The organism is Streptomyces synnematoformans, from assembly GCF_039531005.1.
Classification (GTDB): Bacteria; Actinomycetota; Actinomycetes; order Streptomycetales; family Streptomycetaceae; genus Streptomyces; species Streptomyces synnematoformans.
In genome coordinates, this window is sequence record NZ_BAAAPF010000129.1 from 1 (window position 1) to 18,202 (window position 18,202).

17 protein-coding genes and 1 riboswitch are annotated in these 18,202 nt (G+C 73.5%); of the genes, 5 read left to right on the forward strand and 12 right to left on the reverse strand.

Annotated features, from left to right (window positions below; all coding sequences use genetic code 11):
• Positions 1-311: 311 nt before the first annotated feature.
• Positions 312-728, reverse strand: coding sequence for a hypothetical protein (locus tag ABD317_RS19360; RefSeq protein ID WP_344291205.1), 417 nt, complete (start codon positions 726-728; stop codon positions 312-314).
• 139 nt (positions 729-867) lie between these two features.
• Between ABD317_RS19360 and ABD317_RS19365 the strand changes: the two genes are divergently transcribed.
• Positions 868-1,704 carry a MurR/RpiR family transcriptional regulator gene (locus ABD317_RS19365; RefSeq protein ID WP_344291206.1) on the forward strand — a complete coding sequence of 279 codons (837 nt, stop codon included), beginning with the start codon at positions 868-870 and terminating at the stop codon, positions 1,702-1,704.
• A 79-nt stretch (positions 1,705-1,783) separates the two neighbouring features.
• On the opposite strand, the gene ABD317_RS19370 is transcribed toward ABD317_RS19365, so the two are convergent.
• Complete coding sequence (locus ABD317_RS19370) at positions 1,784-2,881, reverse strand: SGNH/GDSL hydrolase family protein (protein WP_344291207.1); 1,098 nt, start codon at positions 2,879-2,881, stop codon at positions 1,784-1,786.
• Between the two features lie 399 nt (positions 2,882-3,280).
• Here ABD317_RS19370 and ABD317_RS19375 point away from each other — a divergent pair, with 399 nt between their 5' ends.
• Positions 3,281-4,669 carry a cystathionine beta-synthase gene (locus ABD317_RS19375; RefSeq protein WP_344291208.1) on the forward strand — a complete coding sequence of 463 codons (1,389 nt, stop codon included), beginning with the start codon at positions 3,281-3,283 and terminating at the stop codon, positions 4,667-4,669.
• A gap of 363 nt (positions 4,670-5,032) precedes the next feature.
• Here ABD317_RS19375 and ABD317_RS19380 read toward each other — a convergent pair whose 3' ends face one another.
• The 4 genes from ABD317_RS19380 to ABD317_RS19395 all read right to left on the reverse strand — a co-directional run bounded on the left by ABD317_RS19380 (position 5,033) and on the right by ABD317_RS19395 (position 9,877).
• Positions 5,033-6,319, reverse strand: coding sequence for a class I SAM-dependent methyltransferase (locus ABD317_RS19380; RefSeq protein WP_344291209.1), 1,287 nt, complete (start codon positions 6,317-6,319; stop codon positions 5,033-5,035).
• A 185-nt stretch (positions 6,320-6,504) separates the two neighbouring features.
• Positions 6,505-8,016: an NAD(P)/FAD-dependent oxidoreductase gene (locus ABD317_RS19385; protein ID WP_344291210.1), complete on the reverse strand. Its 1,512-nt coding sequence runs from the start codon at positions 8,014-8,016 to the stop codon at positions 6,505-6,507.
• A 270-nt stretch (positions 8,017-8,286) separates the two neighbouring features.
• The gene (locus ABD317_RS19390; RefSeq protein ID WP_344291211.1) at positions 8,287-8,955 is read right to left on the reverse strand and encodes a YdcF family protein; all 669 of its coding nucleotides are present in this window, start codon (positions 8,953-8,955) and stop codon (positions 8,287-8,289) included.
• 145 nt (positions 8,956-9,100) lie between these two features.
• A complete protein-coding gene (locus tag ABD317_RS19395) occupies positions 9,101-9,877 on the reverse strand; it encodes a GntR family transcriptional regulator (protein WP_344291212.1) in 777 nt (258 codons plus the stop codon).
• A gap of 139 nt (positions 9,878-10,016) precedes the next feature.
• On the opposite strand from ABD317_RS19395, the gene ABD317_RS19400 reads away from it, so the two are divergent.
• Positions 10,017-10,364, forward strand: coding sequence for a hypothetical protein (locus ABD317_RS19400; RefSeq protein ID WP_344291213.1), 348 nt, complete (start codon positions 10,017-10,019; stop codon positions 10,362-10,364).
• Positions 10,365-10,366: 2 nt separating this feature from the next.
• Positions 10,367-10,810 carry an ATP-binding protein gene (locus ABD317_RS19405; protein ID WP_344291214.1) on the forward strand — a complete coding sequence of 148 codons (444 nt, stop codon included), beginning with the start codon at positions 10,367-10,369 and terminating at the stop codon, positions 10,808-10,810.
• Positions 10,811-10,828: 18 nt separating this feature from the next.
• Here the strand turns inward: ABD317_RS19405 and ABD317_RS19410 are convergent, their stop codons facing one another.
• The 6 genes from ABD317_RS19410 to ABD317_RS19435 form a co-directional block, all read right to left on the reverse strand.
• Positions 10,829-11,764 (reverse strand): Ppx/GppA phosphatase family protein, encoded by a 936-nt coding sequence (locus tag ABD317_RS19410; RefSeq protein WP_344291215.1) that lies wholly within the window; start codon positions 11,762-11,764, stop codon positions 10,829-10,831.
• Positions 11,761-12,297, reverse strand: coding sequence for a DUF501 domain-containing protein (locus ABD317_RS19415; RefSeq protein WP_344291216.1), 537 nt, complete (start codon positions 12,295-12,297; stop codon positions 11,761-11,763). The genes ABD317_RS19410 and ABD317_RS19415 overlap by 4 nt, the downstream gene beginning before the upstream one ends.
• Before the next feature lie 101 nt (positions 12,298-12,398).
• A complete protein-coding gene (locus ABD317_RS19420; protein WP_027756340.1) occupies positions 12,399-12,866 on the reverse strand; it encodes a septum formation initiator family protein in 468 nt (155 codons plus the stop codon).
• Between the two features lie 140 nt (positions 12,867-13,006).
• The gene (gene eno, locus ABD317_RS19425) at positions 13,007-14,290 is read right to left on the reverse strand and encodes a phosphopyruvate hydratase (RefSeq protein ID WP_027756339.1); all 1,284 of its coding nucleotides are present in this window, start codon (positions 14,288-14,290) and stop codon (positions 13,007-13,009) included.
• A gap of 218 nt (positions 14,291-14,508) precedes the next feature.
• Positions 14,509-15,114, reverse strand: coding sequence for a LysM peptidoglycan-binding domain-containing protein (locus tag ABD317_RS19430; RefSeq protein ID WP_344291217.1), 606 nt, complete (start codon positions 15,112-15,114; stop codon positions 14,509-14,511).
• Positions 15,115-15,190: 76 nt separating this feature from the next.
• Positions 15,191-15,355: riboswitch (cyclic di-AMP (ydaO/yuaA leader) on the reverse strand.
• 207 nt (positions 15,356-15,562) lie between these two features.
• Complete coding sequence (locus ABD317_RS19435) at positions 15,563-16,630, reverse strand: transglycosylase family protein (protein WP_344291218.1); 1,068 nt, start codon at positions 16,628-16,630, stop codon at positions 15,563-15,565.
• Between the two features lie 205 nt (positions 16,631-16,835).
• Here ABD317_RS19435 and ABD317_RS19440 point away from each other — a divergent pair, with 205 nt between their 5' ends.
• Positions 16,836-18,071: a cytochrome P450 family protein gene (locus ABD317_RS19440; protein WP_344291219.1), complete on the forward strand. Its 1,236-nt coding sequence runs from the start codon at positions 16,836-16,838 to the stop codon at positions 18,069-18,071.
• Positions 18,072-18,202 lie beyond the last annotated feature (131 nt).

The window sequence follows — 18,202 nt, forward strand, 5'->3', positions numbered from 1 at the left end:
CGGTGCCCGCGGCGGCCCGGGTGAGGTCGCGCAGCGCGTGGGCCGCCACGGCCACGGCCGCGACGAGGGCCATGACGAGCGCGGCGACGAGGAGGGGATGGTGCCTGGCGGGGCGGCGGTCACGGCTGCGTACGGACGCGGACTGGGGCATCAGCGGCTCCCGGGGCGTGAGATCGAAATATTTCGAATGCAGTGCCGAAAATTTCAGACCGTACGCTACGGTCGCCCACCGCCCCGGTCAACGGCGCCACCCGGAAGAGCGCATGCCGACAGCACGGGCGGCGGTCGCCGTCCCGCGCACCCGGTTGCGGCTAGTCCCAGTCGGACCGGTTCTTCTCCGCGCGGCGGCGGCGGAAGAGCCCCGCAGCGTGCACGGCGTTCACGCCGACGATGCCGCCCCAGCTCACCAGCAGCCCGGGCAGCCCCTCGTTCACCACGCCGATCGCCGACAGCGGGATCGCCAGCACCATCGACACCGCGGCGAAGCCGAAGCGCTCGCCGAACGTGCCGTCCGACGCGCCGGGGCCCGGCTGCGTACCCCGTACGACCTGCATCTGCTGCTCGGCCAGCTGCCGGCGGAGCCGGGTGTCGAACGTCCCGTCCATGCGCTGCTGCACCTTGTCGAGGAAGCCCTCGATCAGCTCCTCCTCGTACTCGGGGCCGAGGTCCCTGCGGGTCTGCAGGGTGGCGTCGAGTTCTTTCTTGATCTCCGGGTCCCGCGCACTCATACCCCGTACGGTACGGAGCCCGCGCACAGCCGTGCAGTGGTGCTAACCCCCCAATTCGATCCGGTGCGCCCTTGCCGTCGTGCATACGGTCATGCAGAGTCGTCGTGCAGTGAATAGCACATCAGGATCCGGAGGTGGGATGGTCTCCGCCGACGCGGGCGCCCGGCTGCAGAAGCTCTTCGAGGGGCGCCGGCTGACGCCGACCCAGCGCCGTATCGCGCACTGCATGGTGCGCCGGGCCGCCGACGCGCCGTTCCTGTCCAGCGTGGAGCTGGCGGAGCTGGCCGGGGTGAGCCAGCCGTCCGTCACCCGCTTCGCCGTCGCCCTCGGCTTCGACGGCTACCCGGCGCTGCGCCGCGCGCTGCGCGAGGCGGGGCTCGGCGAGCCGACCGGGCGCGCGGACCGGAACGAGTACCAGCAGGCCGTCCACGCCGAGATCGAGAACCTGCGCAACCTCGCCGCGCTCCTCGCCGACCCCGCCCCGGTCGAGGACGCCGGCCGGCTGCTCGCCGCCTCCCGGCCGCTGCCCGTGCTCGGCCTGCGCGCCGCGGCGGCGCAGGCGCGCGGCTTCGCGTACTTCGCGGCGAAGGTGCACCCCGACGTCCGGGTCCTGGACGAGGCGGGCTCGATGCTCGACGACCGCGTCGACGCCGCCGCCCGCGCCGGCGCCACGGCGCTGCTGTGCTTCGCGCTGCCGCGCCACCCGCGCGAGCTGGCGGCCGCGCTGCGCACGGCGCGGTCCACGGGGCTGACGGTGGTCACGGTGGCGGACAGCTCGTTCACGCCGGTCGCGCAGGACAGCGACGTCCTGCTGCCGGCGGCGGTGGGCACGGGGCTGTCGTTCGACACGGCGTGCGGCCCGATGCTGCTGGGGCGGGTGCTGCTGGAGGCGATGTGCGACGCGCTGCCGGAGGCGCAGGCGCGGCTGGAGGAGTTCGACGCGCGGGCGGCGGAGCGCGGGCTGTTCCTCGACTGAGGGTGCCCGTGCCCCCGCACACCCACCCCAGGGTATGCGGCTCCGGTGACAACGCGGTGCCGCCCGGCGCTGACCGCGTCTACCCCCGCTCCCCCACCGCCGGCTTCGCCGACTCCGAACCGGCCGTACCCGCCGAACCGCCCGTGCCACCCGAGCCGTCCGAACCGTCCGAGTTCGCCTCCGACTCCGCCGCCACCCGCCGCCTGCGCCGGTGCTTCAGCAGCGCCCACGGCCCGCGGCCGCCCGTCGGCCCGGCCGGTGCGACCTCGGTGCCGCCCTGCCCCGCGGCCTGCGCCGCGGCCTTGGCCACCGGCAGGTAGCCCTCGTCCCGGCGGACGTCCGGCCGCTCCTCCTCCGCCGGCCACAGCCCCAGCGCCGCGCTGAGCGTGGGCAGCACCGCCATCGCGGCGGTCGCGTACCCCTCCGCCGAGGGGTGGTAGTTGTCCGGGCCGAACAGCTCGCGCGGGTTGGCCTCGAACTCCGGCCCCAGCAGCGAGCCGAGCGACACCGTGCGCCCGCCGCGGTCGAGCACCGCGATGGTCTGCGCCGCGGCGAGCTGCCGGCTCATCCGGCGGGCCAGCCAGCGCAGCGGCTGCTGCACCGGCTCGATCGTGCCCAGGTCGGGGCAGGTGCCGACGACGACCTCGGTGCCGGCCTCGCGCAGCCGCGCGACGGCGTCGGACAGGCAGCGCACCGACGCCGCCGGCGGCACCCGGTGGGTGACGTCGTTGGCGCCGATCATGATCACGGCGACGTCCGGCCGCAGCCCCTCCTCGTCCAGCAGCAGCGTCACCTGCCGGTCCAGGTCGTCGGACTGCGCCCCGGACTGCGCCACGTTCCGCAGGTCCACGGGCCGCTCCGCGACGGCCGCGAGGCCGGAGGCCAGCAGGGCCCCGGGCGTCTGCCGGGGCCGGTAGACGCCCTGGCCGGCGGCGGTGGAGTCGCCGAGGAATGCCAGCAGCACCGGCCGCGCCCCGCGCCGGCGGCCGAAGGCCGCGCCGTACCGCCCGTCGGCCCGCGGCGGCTCCTCGTCACTGACGCCCACCCGGCGCCGCGCCAGGTGCACCTCCGCGACCAGCACGCCCAGCGTGGCGCCGCCGAGAAGGCCGATGCCCCCGCCCCCGTACGCCGCCGCCGCGGCGATCCGGCGCGCCGCCCTCGCCCTGGTCATCGACATCGCCTCTCCGTTCCGGACCGGCCCCGTGTGCCGCGCCGTGTGCCCGTCGTGTGCCGCGCGGCGGGTCCGTACCGCCCGCCGCCGCGTGTCCCCCGCACCTGTCCCTGCCCGTGTCCCCGCCCCTGTCCCTATCCCTGTCCGTGCCCCTGTCCGTGCCCCTGTCCGTGCCCCTGTCCGTGCCCGTGCTCGTGTCCCTGCCAGTGTCCCTGTCCCCGCGGTGTCTCCGTCCGTCCTACGCCGACTCCCGCCCCGGACCCCGGCGGCGCGCGGGCACCCGCCGCCCACGGCGGTCTACGCGCGTGCTAACACTGTGGTGCCCGGCCGGGTGCCCGCCTCAATCACCCGCCGGAGACCCTTAGGCTTGGCTCGCCCCGAAAGCCACGGACCCTGGAGTGAGCGGTGCAGTATCACGAGTCGATCACCGACCTGGTGGGCAACACGCCCCTGGTCAGGCTGGGCCGGGTGACCCAGGGCATCCGGGCGACGGTGCTGGCGAAGGTGGAGTACTTCAACCCCGGCGGCTCGGTGAAGGACCGCATCGCGCTGCGCATGATCGAGGCGGCCGAGCGCTCGGGCGCGCTGCGCCCCGGCGGCACGATCGTCGAGCCCACGTCCGGCAACACCGGCGTGGGGCTGGCGATGGTGGCCCAGCAGAAGGGCTACAAGTGCATCTTCGTCTGCCCGGACAAGGTGTCCACCGACAAGATCAACGTGCTGCGCGCGTACGGCGCCGAGGTCGTCGTCTGCCCGACCGCCGTCGACCCCGAGCACCCCGACTCGTACTACAACGTCTCCGACCGCCTCGTCCGCGAGACCCCGGGCGCCTGGAAGCCCGACCAGTACAGCAACCCCGACAACCCGGCGTCCCACTACCACTCCACCGGCCCCGAGCTGTGGACGCAGACCGACGGCCGCATCACCCACTTCGTCACCGGCATCGGCACCGGCGGCACCATCTCCGGCACCGGCCGGTACCTCAAGGAGGTCTCCGACGGCGCCGTGCAGATCGTCGGCGCCGACCCGGAGGGGTCGGTGTACTCCGGCGGCTCCGGCCGCCCGTACCTGGTCGAGGGCGTCGGCGAGGACTTCTGGCCGGACGCGTACGACCGCGGGGTGGCGGACGAGATCGTCGCCGTCTCCGACAAGGACTCCTTCCGCATGACCCGGCGGCTGGCCCGCGAGGAGGGGCTGCTCGTCGGCGGCTCCTGCGGGATGGCGGTCGTGGCCGCGCTGCGGGTGGCGGCGCGGCTGGACGAGAACGGCGTCGTCGTCGTGCTGCTGCCGGACAGCGGCCGCGGCTACCTGTCGAAGATCTTCAACGACGACTGGATGGCGGACTACGGCTTCCTGGAGGAGGCCGGCGCCGCGAGCGTCGCGGACGTGCTGCGCGACAAGGAGGGCAGCATGCCGTCGCTGGTGCACATGCACCCGGAGGAGACGGTGGGCGAGGCGGTCGAGGTGCTGCGCGAGTACGGGGTCTCGCAGATGCCGGTCGTCAAGCCGGGCGCGGGACACCCGGACGTGATGGCGGCGGAGGTCGTCGGCTCGATCGTGGAGCGCGAGCTGCTGGACGCGCTGTTCACCCGCAAGGCGGAGCTGGACCACCCGTTGGAGCAGCACATGTGCCCGCCGCTGCCGCAGGTGGGCTCGGGCGAGCCGGTGGCGGACCTGGTGGCGGTGCTGGAGGGCGCGGACGCGGCGGTGGTGCTGGTGGAGGGGAAGCCGACGGGCGTGGTGTCGCGGACGGACCTGCTGGCGTACCTGGCGAGGGGCGCGCACAGGGCCTGATCCCGGCCGGTCCGCCCGCACCCGGGGCCGCGCACGCCGGCGCCCGGTGTGCGCGGGTGCACGCGCACACAAGAGTGTGCGCGGGGACCGCCGCACCCCGGTGCACGCACCAGGGGCGGGACGACGGCGGTCCCCGCGGGGGACGCGCGGGCCGGCTCAGGTCCGTGCCCTGCGTCCGGCGACCAGGAGGTCCGGGAGCCGCTCCGGAGGTCACTGGCGCCGTACTCGGGTATCGGTGGGTCGTCCTTTCCGATGTCCTCCAAGGTGCCCGACCCGTGTTAACCCCGTGCTGCGCGGGCGTGACACCCTCGTACCGTTTCCGGAGTCACGCGCCGCGGGCCGCGCTCCGCGGGCGGCGCCCGCTCACCGCCACCCCGGCTGCCGCAGCGGCAGCCCGGAGTCCCCAGAACCGGGGGTGCGCACGGCCAGCACCTGGTTCACGCCGATCCGGTTGCGCTCGAAGGACAGCGCCGAGGCCGCCATGTACAGCCGCCAGACCCGCGCCCGCCCCGGCGAGGTCAGCGCCACCGCCCGCGCCCAGCGGGCCTCCAGGTTCGCCACCCAGCGGCGCAGCGTCAGCGCGTAGTGCTCGCGCAGCGCCTGGGTGTCGCGCACCTCGAAGCCCGCGCGTTCCAGCTGGTCCACGGTCGTGCCGACGGGCGACAGTTCGCCGTCGGGGAAGACGAAGGCGTCGATGAACTCGTCGATGGCGTAGTTCTCTTCGTCGGCGACCGGGCGGCGGGCGATCTGGTGGTTGAGCAGCCGGCCGCCGGGGCGGAGGAGCCGGTGGAGGACGCGGGCGTACTCGCCGTAGCGCTGGGAGCCGACGTGTTCGGCCATGCCGATGGAGGAGATCGCGTCGTACGGGCCGTCGGCGGTCTCGCGGTAGTCCTGCACGCGGATCTCGATGCGGTCGCCGAGCCCGGCGTCGGCGACCCGTTTGCGCGCGTACGCGGCCTGCTCGGCGGAGAGCGTGATGCCGACGGCGCGTACGCCGTACTCGCGCGCCGCGTGCAGCACCATCGAGCCCCAGCCGCAGCCGACGTCGAGGAGCCGGTCGCCTTCCCGGAGGCCGAGCTTGCGGCAGACGAGGTCCAGCTTGGCCTCCTGGGCCTCCTCCAGGGTGGCGCCGTCCTCCCAGTAGGCGCACGAGTAGACCATGGAGGGGCCGAGGACGAGGGAGTAGAAGTCGTTGCCGACGTCGTAGTGGTGGCTGACGGCGGCCCTGTCGCGGCGCAGGGTGTGCAGGGCGCCGCGGGTCCGATGCCGGCGGACCTCCTCGGGCGGCGGCGGGGGCGGCGGCAGCGGCCGGGCGAGGGCGAGCGCGCCGCGGGCGAGGGAGGCGAGGCGGGACGGGCGTGGTCGTGGGGCGTCGGGGCCGCGTTCCCAGAACAGGCCTGCGAGGCTGTCGAGCGCGGCGTAGAGGTCGCCCTCGACGTCGAGTTCGCCGGCGACCCAGGCGCGGGCGAGGCCGAGTTCTCCGGGGCGCCACAGGATGCGGCGGAGCGCTCGGCGGTGGCGTACGACGAGGACGGGGGCGCCCTCGGGACCGGCTTCCGAGTGGTCCCAGGCGCGGATACGGATCGGCAGAGGGCCGCCGAGCAGCTCCTCCGCGAGGGCGGCGAGCCGGGGCGCGGCGTCGTCGGGCATCGGTACCTCCGTGAAACGGGCAGGTGGTCGACGTGTGTCCGCCGTTGCTGGACTACACGTAAACACCAATGCCCACCCCGGGAAGTCCCGTTGCGCGCCGGTACCAGCCGAAAAGAGCAGTCAGGCGCCCGTCCCGGCGGACCGGGGGGCGCCTGACGGGGCGGTGCGCCGCGGGCCGGAGGGCGTCAGGAGGCCCGGGCCGTCTCGCGGTTCCGCTCGTCGTGGTTCCGCTCGTCGCGGCCGTGCTCGTCGCGGGTGTCCTCGGCGGGCGGGAGGCCGGCGGCGCCGCGGGCCCGCTGCCGCTCCCGCGTCGCCTCGCCGTCGCGTACGGACCGGTCGTGCTGCGCCCGCGCGGCGGCGGTGACCGGCGCGGCGGCCTCGTAGAACTCGTCGCGCGGCGACTCCATGGCGCCGAGCGAGACGACCTCGCGCTTGAGGAAGACGCCGAGCGTCCAGTCCATGAAGACCCGTATCTTGCGGTTCCAGGTCGGTACGGCGAGGCCGTGGTAGCCGCGGTGCATGTACCAGGCGAGGCGGCCCTTGAACTTCAGGGACCGGCCGAGCAGGTTGACCATCGCCACGCCCTTGTGCAGGCCGAGGCCGGCGACGGCGCCCTTGTTCTTGTGCCGATACTCGCGCTGCGGGAAGCCGCGCAGCTCCGCCACGACGTTGTCGCCGAGGAGCTTGGCCTGCCGCAGGGCGTGCTGGGCGTTCGGCGGGCACCAGGCGTTCTCCACGCCGGCGGCGCGGGCGGCGAGGTCCGGGATCTGGGCGTTGTCGCCCGCGGCCCAGATGTAGTCGCTGCCCTGGACCTGGAGGGTGGCGGCGGTGTCGACGTGCCCCTTGGGGCCGAGCGGCAGGCCGTACTCCTTCAGCACCGGGTGCGGCTTGACGCCGGCGGTCCAGACGACGGTGTTGGAGTCGACCTCCAGGCCGTTCTTGAGCACGACGTGGCCGTCGACGCACGAGTTCAGGGAGGTGTCGAGGTAGACCTCGATGCCGCGCTGCTGCAGGTGCTTCAGCCCCCAGGTGCCGAGCGCCGGGCCGACCTCCGGGAGGATCCTGTCGGCGGCGTCGACGAGGACGAAGCGCATGTCCTCGCGCTTGATCGAGGGGTAGTACCTGGCGGCGTCGCGCGCCAGGTCCTCGATCTCGCCGATCGTCTCGGCGCCGGCGAAGCCGCCGCCGACGAAGACGAAGGTGAGGGCCCGGCGCCGGTCGTCGGCGTCGTTGGTGGACTCCGCCTTGTCGAGCTGCTCCAGCACGTGGTTGCGCAGCCCGATGGCCTCCTCCACGCCCTTCATGCCGATGCCGTTCTCGGCGAGGCCGGGGATCGGGAAGGTCCGGGAGACGGCGCCGAGGGCGACGATCAGGTAGTCGAACGGGACCTCGTAGGGCCCGCCGACGATGGGCGCGACGACCGCGACCTTGCGGTCCTGGTCGATGGACGTGACCCGGCCGGTGAGCACCTCGGCGCCGGGGAGAACCTGGCGCAGGGGGACCACGACGTGCCGGGGGGAGATGCTGCCGGCTGCCGCCTCGGGAAGGAAGGGCTGGTACGTCATGTACGAGCGCGGGTCGACGACGGTGACCGACGCCTCCCCGTACCGCATCTTCTTCAGGATGCGGCGCGCCGCGTAAAGGCCGACGTAACCGCCGCCTACTACGAGGATCCTGGGACGCTCCGTAGTGCTCATGTTTCCGAGTATCCCCCCGGGGCGGGAGGCATGCTCGTGAGGGGGTTCACAAGCTCCACCCCCGGTGGTGCTACACTGCGCCGCCACACCTTCCGCCCCCGCCGCGCCACAGCGGCCGCCTCCCGGCCGCACCCCGCTGAGCTGCGGATTCGGTGTCCCGACCCACAGATGTCACTCTGACGCAAAGCGTCTGTCACGCCTCGCGCGGGGCGTGGGGGTCCAGGATTCGAGCACAGCGGCCGAATCCGCGCCCGAAGCATGTGAATAACTTCACGAAGTTCGTTCCGTGGCGTCCGGCACGAGGCGGCTCGTGAACCCGGCATCGCGCAGGCGCTCGTAGGCTGCGGTCACGTCGTTGGGGATGTGCTGTTCGATCATGAATCCCAGCCGTGGGTAGACCATGAGCCGCTGGTGCGCCCCGGTCAGCATGTCGAACACCAGGCGCGCGTCCCCGACGGAGTCGGCGTATCCGGTCAGAGTCATCGGCGTGGACGCGCTGACCCACTCGGCTTCGGGCCACAGCCTGCGAGCGGTCGCGTAGGCACGCCGCTCCTCGTAGGGCTTGCTGACCAGCAGGACGGACGACACGGGGACGCGCCGCTCCGCGAGCAGGGTGCGGGAGAAGCGGATGTTCTCGCCGGTGTTCCGGGCCCGCGGCTCGACGAGGATCGCACCGTCCGGAACCCCCAGCTCCACCGCCCGCTCGCGGTAGTGCGCGGCCTCGCCGCGCGGCATGCGGGCGCGTGTGGTGGGGCTGGTCGCCCCGGTGAAGACGATCAGCGGCATCATGCCGCGGTGGTAGAGGTCGGCGGTGGTGTCCGCGACTCCCAGGTCATGACTGCCGAGTCCGATCGCAACGGAGCACGGACGCGGCTCGTGGCCCATCTGCTGGAAGTCCCAGAGCCGTTGGGCGTCGGCCCACGCCTGCGCCGAGATCACGCGCTCTCACCCTCCGCTTTCGCCGAGTCGGGGAGGGCCGCCTGTATCAGCGGACGCTCCCGGGCAGGCCGACGCCGGGCACTGCCGCCGCCGGTCGCACGCCTGGGACAGCTGCGCTCGGTCCCCAGGTGGGCGCTGTCGCGCCTCAGACGCCGTCGTCAAGGTCGACCTCGTACTCGACGACCGTGGTGTCGGCTCGCCGCACGATCGGGCGCGCCACCTCGACCACCCGCCCGCCGGTCGCGATGTGCCGGCGGACGATCCGCAGGACGGGCACGCCGGCACCGAGGCGCAGCGTCTCGGCCTCGTCCGGGGAAGGCATCCCACCCGTCAGGGACTCGGTCACCCTCGTGACGCGAACGCCGATGCTTGCCAGCTGCGCTCGTGTGCCGCCTGGCCACGGCTCGTTGATCGGATCGGCGACGGGCGTGTCCGCCACGTCTGACCAACGCACGTAGCTGGTGCTCATCTGCGTAGGCACGTCGCTGTCGTGGAACACGAAGTGCCGTGCGAGAAGCTGCTCGCCGACCGCGCCCTCGAACAGCGCGGCGAGTTCGTCGTCTGCTTCCGTCAGCTCGAAGCGCTTGTCGAGCCGGTACTCGGACCACCCGATTCCCTGGTCGCGCGTGTAGGGCGTTGCCGGACCGGGACCGCTCCTGATCCGGTACCGGTCTGCCGGCAACCGGTGCACCGGCGGACGGGCCCGCACGCGCGTGCCGGCGCGCGCCCGTGTCTCGATCAGGCCCTCACCGCGCAGTATCGCAAGCGCCTGCCGGATGGTGGTCTCCGACACACCGTGGGTGGCCGCCAGCTCGGGCAGGGTGGGCAGCCGTGAGCCGGGCGCGTGGTCGCCGGCCGTGATCCGTGCGCGCAGTTCGCGTGCGATGCGCACGTATTCGGCCCGATCCTGCCGACCCGCCACCGTGCCACCTCCCCGGGAAGTGATCGTTTCATTTCTGTGCACACATATTGCCGTCACCGACTTGACTACCGTCAACCCCGCCCGCCAATCTGTACACAGAAAATAGTTATCCGTGCACGGAAAGTGGCGGAGGAGCCCCATGGCCGACGCGGGCCGATCGGGACAGTCGTGGCAACGCACCTTCAAGGGGCTGCCCGAGGAGACCTACGCGATGCGGTGCTGGACCCGCGAACGTGTCCGGCATGCCAACGCGCCACAGGTCGCACACGAGATGTTCCTCGTTGTCCTCGCCTGCTCGCCCGAGGCCATCGAGATCACTCTCTCGACCGCGGACACCCGCGTACGGATCACCGTCACCGGTTCGTGCGAGCTATCGCTCAAGCATGTCCACGGACCCGGCCGACGCATCATCCGCGCCCTTACCGCCGGGCTGTTTGGGACCACCACCAACGGCCACGGCCTGTGGGCAGAACTCGCGAAGGAGTGACCATGACCACCAGCGAAGACCAAGGCAGAGCGCGCGTACACAAGCAGCAGTTCGTCCGCAGGGCGACCTCGGTAGCGCGCGCACGCTCCTTCGTCGCGAATCTGCTCGCCGCCATCACCGACGACGGACTCGCCGCCGACATCCGGCTGTGCGTCTCCGAACTCGCGACCAATGCCCTGCGGTACGGGCCGCGCGGCCGAGACTTCCTCGTACGGGTCGCCACCCACGACAACGTCGTACGCATCGAGGTGCACGATGCCAGCGACAGCGCTCCCCGGGTGTGCGCACCCACCCGCAACGACGACCACGGGCGCGGCCTGCTCGTCGTCGCGGCCCTCGCCGACGGCTGGGGCGTCTCCGGCCGCACCGGTTCCGGCAAGGTGGTGTGGGCGGAATTCAAGGTCAACGCCACCACGCTCACCGCCCGGAGCCGACCGCCCGCATGAAACCCGGGGTGCCTCCGGTCAGCGACCGTCGGCCGCCGCGCAGGCGAAGGCCAGGCCGTCGAGGATGTCATGTTCGCTGACGACCACCTCGCGGGCGCCCGTGCGCTCCATCACCGCCAGCAGCACCAGCGCCCCCGCGCCGATCACGTCGACCCGGCCCGGGTGCATCACCGGGATCGCGGCGCGTTCCGCGTGGTCCGCCGTGAGCAGGTGCTTCGTCACCTCGCGGACCTGCTCGACCGGGATGCGGGCGTGGTGCAGGGCCGCCGAGTCGTACGCGGGGAGGCCCAGGGCGATCGCCGCGACCGTGGTGACCGAGCCGGCGAGGCCGACCAGGGTGGCCGTCTCGCGGAGCGGGACCGTCGCCTCCGCCGTGTCGAGGGCGGCGGCGATGTCGGCGTTGGCCGCCGCGATCTGCTGCGGCGTCGGGGGGTCGGCGAAGTGGTGGCGCTCGGTGAGGCGGACGCAGCCGATGTCCACGGAGCGGGCCGCCGCGACGCGGTCGGTGCCGGCGACGAACTCCGTCGAGCCGCCGCCGATGTCGACGACCAGGTACGGGCCGGGTACGCGGCCCGCCAACTCCCCCGTCGCGCCGGTGAAGGACAGCTCGGCCTCCTCGTCGCCGCTGATGACCTCGGGCCGGACGCCGAGGATGTCCTCCACGCCGCGTACGAAGTCCGCGCGGTTCTCCGCGTCCCGGGAGGCGGACGTGGCGACGAACCGGGTGCGGACCGCGCCCAGCCGGTCGATGATCTGCGCGTACCGGCGGCACGCGGCGAAGGTGCGCTCCAATGCCTCGGGCGCCAGCCGGCCCGTACGGTCCACGCCCTGGCCCAGCCGGACGATCTCCATCCGGCGGTCCAGGTCCTTCAGCCCACCCCCCACTGTGTCGACGTCCGCCACCAGCAGGCGGATGGAGTTCGTGCCGCAGTCGACGGCCGCTACCCGGGTCATGCCTCGTCCTCCCCAGTCGTCTCCCGTGCCACGCACGGGCCCTTCGCCCACCACTCCGGCAGCATCGCCAGCGCCTCGTCCCCCAGCGGGTTCACCCCCGGCCCCGCCGCCAGCGCGTGCGCGACGAGCACGTGCAGGCACTTCACCCGGTCGGGCATCCCGCCCGCGCTCGGGAAGCCGGTCAGCTCGGCGATCGCGTCGCGGCGGGCGAGGTAGTCCTCGTGTGCCGCGCGGTACGCCGCCGCCAGCTCCGGGTCCGCCGCCAGCCGGGCCGTCATCTCCTTCATCACTCCGTCCGCCTCCAGGGTGCCGATCGCGGAGTTCGCGCGCGGGCACGTCAGGTAGTACAGCGTCGGGAAGGGGGTGCCGTCCGGCAGCCGCGGGGCGGTCTCCACGACGTCGGGGTTGCCGCACGGGCAGCGGTGCGCCACGGCGCGCAGGCCGCGCGGGGCGCGGCCCAGCTGCCCGGCCACGGCGGCGGCGTCCGCGGCGGTGGCGGGGGTGTGCTCGGTGGGCGGCGGGGGCTTGTCCATCTCTCCTCGTTCGGACGGCGGGCGTGCGGACCACGACCGCGTACGGACCGCCTTCGGGTGGCGGGCGTGCGGGTTGCTCGCGGGCGCCAGGCCGCGCGTGCTCAGCGTCTGCCGTCCGCGGCGTCCAGACCGTCCCACAGGTTCTCGTACCACGGCCGGTCCGCCGCCTCCCCCGCCGCGCCGGAGCGGGCCGAGCCCGAGCCGTCGCGCATCAGGTAGCCGGTCTCGCCGGGCAGGACGTAGTGCAGGTGCTCGCGGGCCTGCCGGCGCACGTACTCCGGGTCCTCCCAGCGCGCCTTCTCGTCCCGCAGCTCCTCCACCCGCTGCTGGGCGTCCCGCTTGTCCCGCTCCAGCTCGGCGATCTCGGCGCGCTGCGCGATGTACTGCCGCAGCGGGTACGCGAGGGCCACCACCAGCGAGCAGACGACGAGCGCGAGCACCGCGGCGCGCCCGGTCAGCCGGCTGCGGCGCGGCGGGCGGGCCCGGTAGACGCGCTCGGAGACCCGGCTGACGGCCTGCTCGCCGAGCAGCTTCAGCCGGGTGGTGGTGGAGAAGCGCTCCCTGGCCATGTGTGTCGCGTCCTCCTCCCCGGGCGGGCGCCCGGCGCCCGGGCGGCATGCGGTGGCCGGTCGGCGGCCCCGGTCGCACCCTACGCGGTGCGGCCGGGGCCGGGCGGGTGCCGGCGCCGATGTCGTACGGGCCGGGCGGCTCAGCCGTTCTTGTAGCGCGGGAAGGCGCTGCGGCCGGCGTACTCGGCGGCGTCGTCGAGGATCTCCTCGATGCGCAGCAGCTGGTTGTACTTCGCCACCCGCTCGGAGCGGGCGGGGGCGCCGGACTTGATCTGGCCGCAGTTCACGGCGACGACCAGGTCGGCGATGGTGACGTCCTCGGTCTCGCCGGAGCGGTGGGACATCATGCACTTGAAGCCGTTGCGCTGGGCCAGCTCGACGGCGTCGAGGGTCTCGGTGAGCGAGCCGATCTGGTTGACCTTGACCAGCAGCGCGTTCGCCGCGTTCTCGTCGATGCCGCGCTGCAGCCGCTCGGGGTTGGTGACGAAGAGGTCGTCGCCGACGATCTGGACCTTGCCGCCGAGCCGCTCGGTCAGCACGGTCCAGCCGGCCCAGTCGTCCTCGAACAGCGGGTCCTCCAGGGAGACCAGCGGGTAGTCCGAGACGAGCTGCTCGTAGTACTCGGTCATCTCGGCGGCGGAGCGCTCCTTGCCCTCGAAGACGTACACGCCGTCCTTGTAGAACTCCGAGGCGGCGACGTCGAGCGCGAGGGCGACGTCCTGGCCCGCGGTGTAGCCGGCCTTCTGGATCGCCTCGATGATCAGGTCCAGCGCGGCCCGGTTGGAGTCGAGGTTCGGCGCGAAGCCGCCCTCGTCGCCGAGGCCGGTGGACAGGCCGCGCTCCTTGAGGACGGCCTTGAGCTGCTGGTAGACCTCCGCGCCGCAGCGCACGGCCTCGGAGAACGACTCGGCGCCGATGGGCGCGATCATGAACTCCTGGATGTCGACGTTGGAGTCGGCGTGGCTGCCGCCGTTGAGGATGTTCATCATCGGCACGGGCAGCACGTGCGCGTTGGGGCCGCCGAGGTAGCGGAAGAGCGGCAGGTCGGAGGCCTCGGAGGCGGCGTGCGCGACGGCGAGCGAGACCCCGAGGATGGCGTTGGCGCCGAGGGACGACTTGTCGGGGGTGGCGTCGAGGTCGAACATCGCCTGGTCGATGAGCCGCTGCTCGGTGGCGTCGTAGCCGACCAGCTCGGGGCCGATCTGCTCGATGACGGCGAGCACGGCCTTCTCCACGCCCTTCCCGCCGTAGCGGCCTTTGTCACCGTCCCTCAGCTCCACGGCCTCGAAGGCGCCGGTGGAGGCGCCGGACGGGACGGCAGCACGGCCGGTGCTGCCGTCGTCGAGGCCGACCTCGACCTCGACCGTGGGGTTGCCGCGGGAGTCGAGAATCTCGCGGGCTACGACGACGTCGATCGACGGCACGGTGTCTCCTTCGGAGCGATTCGCTACGGGTTCCGCCCTGAGCCTAGCCGCCCCGGGTGCCCGCCCCGGTCCGCACCCGGCCGCATTCCGCGGTACGAGACGGTATGCGGTGGCCGGTATGCGGTACGTCACGTGCCCGGACCGGCGCCGCCGGGGGCGGGTGCCGTACGGCGCGGTCGTCCCGGCCCGCGCACCGGACGGGCCGGGACGACCGCGGGCTAGCTCACCTTCAGCTTCTGGCCCGGGCGGATCAGGTCCGGGTCCGCGCCGACGACCGACTTGTTCTCCTCGTACAGCTGCTGCCAGCTGTCCACGCCGTGGCGGCGGGCGATGTCGTCGAGCGTGTCGCCCTCGCGGACCTCGTAGTAGAAGCCGCGGAAGACGGTGCGGGACTCCGGCTGCGTCTCCTCGCCGGCGCCGCGGGCCCCGGTGTCCTGCGGCGCCTCCTGCGGGGCTTCCTCCGGGGCGGGCGGGACGATCTGCCCGGTCGTCGGGGTGCCGGCGGCCAGGCCCGCCCGCGGGCCGCAGTTGGGCCACGCGCCCGGGCCCTGCATGGCCAGCAGCCGCTCGGCGACGGCGATCTGCTGCTCCTTCGTCGCCAGGTCGGCGCGCGGGGCGTAGCCGCGGCCGCCGGCGGCCTCCCAGCTCGACTGGGAGAACTGGACGCCGCCGAAATAGCCGTTCCCGGTATTCGTCGCCCAGTTTCCTCCGGACTCGCAGGCGGCCACCCGTTCCCACGTATCGATCGGGGCCGCGGACGCGTTCTGCGCGCCCAGTACCGGCAGCCCGATGGCGGTTCCGGTGGCGCCCACGAGTACGGCCATTCGGGACTGGGTGCCAAGGCGTGCCTGTGCGGCGGGGCGGCGGTGCTTACCCGTTCCGGCAGGAAGAAGCATGATGCTCTTTTCTCACCGACGCCTGCGAGGTGAGCTGTCGGGTGCGGGCTGTGAGTGCCCGGCCGTACGTCGAGCGTGCGGCTTGACCCCAAGCCGTCCGGTCCGCCTTCTCGTTGGACCGGAGCGGCGCTTACCGTGGGTCCCCCGCTCCTGTCAGCGGTGCTTCATGCACAGGTGGCCCGGGTGAACGCCGACAGGATTCGGCGTGAGGCGATCACCGGGGCTCGCGTTGGCGAGCGATGTGACGGTAAGCACATAGGGGTGTGCGATTCAAAGACCTTGGAAAGTGCCGCGCCCGGTTTTCCGTCCGTCAGCTAGCCCGGTCAGCCGATTACGTCAAATATGACTAATCCGTGCGTACTTTACCCGCCGCCGGTCAGTTACCGCGCAATTCGAGTTCCTGACCAGGCTGGATGGTGTCGGGGTCGGTGCCGAGCGACTTCCTGTTGCCGTCGTACAACTCGGACCAGCCGCCCTCCAGCGAATGCTCCGTGGCGATATCCGAGAGGGTGTCACCCGGTCGGACGGTATAATTGCCGTCGCCCGCCCCGGCATCGCCGCCGGACTCACCGGACCCGCCGGACTTGCCGGACCCGCGGTCACCGTCGCCGTCCGAGTCGCCCGGGATCTGGGCGATCCACTCCCGGCCCGGGTCGGGCACCTCCGTCGCGTCGGGCGCCCCGGAGGCGCCCGGGGTCTCGACGGCCTCGCGCGGGGGCTCGGGGGCGTCGTGCGAGGGCAGGTCGTCGGACGGGGTGGGCGCGGGGCTCGCGGAGGCGTCCGGGGCGCGGTGCCGGCCGGAGCCGTCGGCGCGCTCGGAGTCCTCGCCGGCCGCCCCGTCGCGCTCGCCGGGGTCCTGGGCGCCGCGGTGCTTGCCGCCGCTCCCGGTGCGCTCCTCGCCGCCGCGGGCGTCGCCGCCGTCGGCGTCGCGGTCCGCACGCCGGTCCTCGTCGTCGTCCTGGTCCGCGTCCTGGGAGCCGTCCGCGCCGTCGGTGGCCCCGGGGTCGGGGGCGAGCGTGGGCGGCAGCGGCAGGTCGGCGCCGGGGTCGACCTCCGGCCGGTCGCGGTCGGCCGCCAGCCCGGCGTCGTCCGCGCACTCCGGCCACGCCTTGTCCGCGCCCATGCCGGCGAGGATCCGCTCGGCGACGGTGATCTGCTGCGCCCGGCTGGCGAAGTCGGGCTGCGAGGCGAACTCCTCGCCGCCGTACTCCTGCCACATGGCCATGGTCAACTGCAGGCCGCCGTAGTACCCGTTGCCCTCGTCGGCGCTCCACAGCCCGCCGCTCTCGCACTCGGCGACCCGGTCCCACGTACCGGCGTCGGCGGCACTCGCGCCGCTCGCGCCCAGCAGCGGCAGGGCGATGCCCGCCCCGGTCGCGCCGGCGGCGACGACGAACGCGGGGGCCTGGCGGGGACGTCGGTGGCGTCCGTTACCCGAGCGCATGCGAGTGCCTTTCGTTCCCTGAGTGTTCGAGCCAGTGGCCGAACTTAATACCGAAGTACCCCCGATCACAAGTTGATCGCCTGATAGTCACGCGCAGATCACGGAGAACGGCAGAGAACGATGAAGAACGCCCGAAGTGCACCGGGTCGTACCCCGATGCCACGCCCCCGGCCGGCCGCCGGACGCCCACCGGTACGGTCGGGGCGTGCCCGACGCGCCCGTCCCCGAGCTGTTCGGCCAGGAGTTCGCCACCGACCCCTATCCCGCGTACGCCTGGCTGCGCGAGCACGCGCCCGTACGCAGGACGACCCTGCCCAGCGGCGTCGAGGCGTGGCTCGTTACCCGCTACGCCGACGCCCGCCAGGCGCTCGCCGACCCGCGGCTGTCGAAGAACCCGGTGCACCACGCGGACGGCGCCCGGGGGAAGAGCAAGACCGGCATCCCGGGCGAGCGCAGCGCGGGGCTGATGACCCACCTGCTGAACATCGACCCGCCCGACCACACGCGGCTGCGCCGCCTGGTGTCGAAGGCGTTCACGCCCCGGCGCGTGGCCGCGTTCGCCCCGCGGGTGCAGGAGCTGACGGACCACCTGATCGACGGGTTCGCCGGCCGCGGCAGCGCCGACCTCATCCACGAGTTCGCGTTCCCGCTGCCGATCTACGCGATCTGCGACCTGCTCGGCATCCCGCGCGAGGACCAGGACGACCTGCGCGACTGGGCGGGCATGATGATCCGCCACGGCACGGGGCCGCGCGGCGGCGTCGCCCGCGCGGTGAAGAAGATCCGCGGCTATCTCGCGCAGCTGATCCACAAAAAGCGGCTGGGCGACGGCGACGACCTGGTCTCCGCCCTCATCCGCGCCTCCGACCACGGTGAGCAGCTCACCGAGGAGGAGGTCGTGGCGATGTGCTTCGTGCTGCTGTTCGCGGGCTTCGAGACGACCATCAACCTGATCGGCAACGGCACGCACGCCCTGTTGCGCCACCCCGGGCAGCGGGCCGCGCTGCAGGGCGCCCTCGCGCGCGGCGAGCACCGGCTGCTGGAGACGGGCGTGGAGGAGCTGCTGCGGTTCGACGGGCCCGTGGAGATGGCCACGTGGCGGTACGCGACCGAGGCGCTGGAGATCGGCGGGACCGCCGTCGCGGAGGGCGATCCGGTCCTCGTCGTCCTCGCCGCGGCGGACCGCGACCCGGCCCGGTTCGACGGCCCCGGCGCCCTCGATCTGGCGCGCCGGGACAACAAGCACCTGGGCTACGGGCACGGCATCCACTACTGCCTGGGCGCCCCGCTGGCCCGGCTGGAGGGGCAGACGGCGCTGGCGACGCTGCTGACCCGGCTGCCGGATCTGCGCCTCGCCGTGGACCCGGGCGAGCTGCGCTGGCGCGGGGGGCTGATCATGCGGGGGCTCAGGACGCTGCCGGTGGAGTTCACCCCCCGGTGACCGCGGGGCCGCCGCCGGCCGCGGCGCCGTCCTCGCCGGGCGTGCCCGCGGCCGCGGCTTTCGCCGCCTCCGCGGCGCGGATCGTCTCGCGGTACGTACGCGCCGCCGCCCGCAGCGCCGACTCCGGGTCG